This window comes from Cecembia rubra (genome assembly GCF_003014575.1).
GTDB classification, from domain to species: Bacteria; Bacteroidota; Bacteroidia; order Cytophagales; family Cyclobacteriaceae; genus Cecembia_A; species Cecembia_A rubra.
The window spans coordinates 1-3,323 of sequence record NZ_PYGF01000025.1 but is presented as its reverse complement, the minus strand read 5'-3'; the positions used below and the strand labels follow the sequence as shown (position 1 = coordinate 3,323).

The window sequence follows — 3,323 nt, the reverse complement described above, 5'->3', positions numbered from 1 at the left end:
ACAAAGTTCTTTGACATGTTGAGCGGAGAATGCAACAGGACGGGTTAATACCTGTCTTAAGACTGCATGTGGCCTTTGCAAAAGGGGGCCATATGTTAAGAGTAAGTGAACAAGGGCGCACGGGGGATGCCTGGGCTCCATGAGGCGAGGAAGGACGTGCCAAGCTGCGATAAGCTGTGGGGACCTGCAAGGGGGGCTGATCCACAGATTTCCGAATGGGGCAACCCACCACGACAGTGGTATCCAGAAATGGAGGCGAACCTGCCGAACTGAAACATCTAAGTAGGCAGAGGAAGAGAAAACAAGAGTGATTCCGTGAGTAGTGGCGAGCGAAAGCGGAGCAGCCCAAACCGCGCGTGTTACGGCACGTACGGGGTTATAGGACCTGCGCAAGATATGTGAATGTGACCTGAACGTACTGGGAAGTGCGGCCATAGAGGGTGAGGGCCCCGTAAGGGAAGCAAGATCATATCGGCGGGTATCCTGAGTAGGCCGGGACAGGAGAAATCCCGGTTGAATTTGCCGGCACCATCCGGTAAGGCTAAATACTACATGGAGACCGATAGTGTACAAGTACCGTGAGGGAAAGGTGAAAAGTACCGTGAATAACGGGGTGAAACAGAACCTGAAACCGTGCGCTTACAAGCGGTCGGAGTCCCGATATGTATCGGGATGACGGCGTGCCTTTTGCATAATGAGCCTACGAGTTGCGCGTCACTGGCGAGGTTAAGGGCTTAAGGTCCGCAGCCGGAGCGAAAGCGAGTCTGAACAGGGCGTTGAGTCAGTGGCGGCAGACGCGAAACTTTGTGATCTACCCATGGCCAGGCTGAAGGTGCGGTAACACGTACTGGAGGGCCGAACCGATAAGCGTTGAAAAGCTTCCGGATGAGCTGTGGGTAGGGGTGAAAGGCCAATCAAACTGAGAAATAGCTCGTACTCCCCGAAATGTTTTTAGGAACAGCGTCGTGGAAAGTATCGATGAGGTAGAGCTACCGATAGGACTAGGGGGAGTCACATCCTACCAAATCCTGACGAACTCCGAATGCGTCGATACTGTAACGGCAGTGAGGGCTTGGGTGCTAAGGTCCGAGTCCGAGAGGGAAAGAACCCGGACCTACCGCTAAGGTCCCGAAATTTACACTAAGTTGAACAAAGGTGGTCCAGCTGCAGAGACAGCCAGGAGGTTAGCTTGGAAGCAGCTATTCCTTTAAAGAGTGCGTAACAGCTCACTGGTCGAGCGGCAGGGCGTCGATAATAAACGGGCATCAAGTGTAATACCGAAGCGTAGGATCCCGATTTATCGGGATGGTAGGGGAGCATTCCAAACAGCGGAGAATGTGCATGGTGATGTGCGCTGGAGCGTTTGGAAAAGCAAATGTAGGCATAAGTAACGATAATGGGGGCGTGAAACCCCCACACCGATAGACCAAGGTTTCCTGATCAACGTTAATCGGATCAGGGTCAGTCGGGACCTAAGGATAACCCGAAAGGGGATTCCGATGGCAAATGGGTTAATATTCCCATACCGTACATACAGGTGACGGAGTGACGGAGTGATGAAAGGACCGCGCGGTGACGGAATACCGCGTTAAAGGGTGTAGGTATTGTATCTGCAGTGAAATGCGCAGATCCAGCCGAACCTGACAGTACCGCGACCCTCCGGGGGAGCGGATAGTGTCCCTAAGGGCTTCCAAGAAAAACTTCTGGCGATAAGCGTATGTACGCCCGTACCGCAAACCGACACAGGTGGTCAAGGAGAGGATCCTGAGGTGCTCGAGTGAGTCATGGCTAAGGAACTCGGCAAAATTGCCCTGTAACTTCGGGAGAAGGGGCGCCCTCCATAAGGGGGGCCGCAGTGAAAAGGCCCAGGCGACTGTTTAGCAAAAACACATGGCTTTGCGAACTCGAAAGAGTATGTATAAGGCCTGACACCTGCCCGGTGCCGGAAGGTTAAGAGGGGATGTTACCGCAAGGGAAGCATTGAATTGAAGCCCCGGTAAACGGCGGCCGTAACTATAACGGTCCTAAGGTAGCGAAATTCCTTGTCGGGTAAGTTCCGACCTGCACGAATGGTGTAACGATCTGGGCGCTGTCTCAGCCATGAGCTCGGTGAAATTGTAGTCACGGTGAAGATGCCGTGTACCCGCAACGGGACGGAAAGACCCCATGAACCTTTACTGCAGCTTAGCATTGGTATCGGGTAAACGATGTGTAGGATAGGCGGGAGGCTGTGAGACTGTGTCGCCAGGCATGGTGGAGCCGCTGTTGAAATACCGCCCTTTGTTTGCCTGGTATCTAATCCCGATTTTTCGGGAGACATTGCTTGGTGGGTAGTTTGACTGGGGTGGTCGCCTCCAAAAGGATAACGGAGGCTTCCAAAGGTTCCCTCAGCACGCTTGGTAACCGTGCGCGGAGTGCAATAGCATAAGGGAGCTTGACTGTGAGGCCGACAAGCCGAACAGGGTGGAAACACGGGTATAGTGATCCGGCGGTACTGCATGGAAAGGCCGTCGCTCAAAGGATAAAAGGTACTCTGGGGATAACAGGCTGATCTCCCCCAAGAGCTCATATCGACGGGGAGGTTTGGCACCTCGATGTCGGCTCGTCACATCCTGGGGCTGGAGAAGGTCCCAAGGGTTCGGCTGTTCGCCGATTAAAGTGGCACGCGAGCTGGGTTCAGAACGTCGTGAGACAGTTCGGTCCCTATCTGTTGCGGGCGTGGGAAGTTTGAGGAGACCTGACCTTAGTACGAGAGGACCGGGTTGGACTGACCGCTGGTGTACCGGTTGTGGTGCCAACTGCACTGCCGGGTAGCTACGTCGGGAAGAGATAAGCGCTGAAAGCATCTAAGTGCGAAACTCCCTCCGAGATGAGACTTCCGAACAGGGCCGTCAGAGACGATGACGTTGATAGGCTGCAGGTGTAAAGTCAGTAATGACAAAGCCGAGCAGTACTAATAGCCCGAAAGCTTACAGAAGTCTGACTGTTGCATTTTCCGCGAAACATGATCAAATTAGACGTGAGACACGAGACACAAGATACAAGACTTGGGACTCGGTACACGTCAGCAGAACTTAAGATATTGAATATATGGACCGGAAGTCAGACAAAGCTGAGTCTTATGTCTTGTGTCTTCAGTCTTATATCTAAAAGCATAGGCGGCCCAGCGCAGGGGTCCCACCTCTTCCCATCCCGAACAGAGAAGTTAAGCCCTGCAGCGCCGATGGTACTGGGGTTACACCCGGGAGAGTAGGCCGCCGCCACATTATTACAGAGCCAGCAGCAATGCTGGCTTTTGGCGTTTATGGGAGAAGCGGGAAGCG

At 53.4% G+C, this 3,323-nt stretch carries 2 rRNA genes; both read left to right on the top strand.

Annotated elements, in window-relative coordinates:
- Positions 1-99: 99 nt before the first annotated feature.
- Positions 100-2,977 (top strand): 23S ribosomal RNA (locus CLV48_RS20335).
- 177 nt (positions 2,978-3,154) lie between these two features.
- Positions 3,155-3,266: ribosomal RNA gene (gene rrf / locus CLV48_RS20330) — 5S ribosomal RNA — on the top strand.
- Positions 3,267-3,323: the final 57 nt, after the last annotated feature.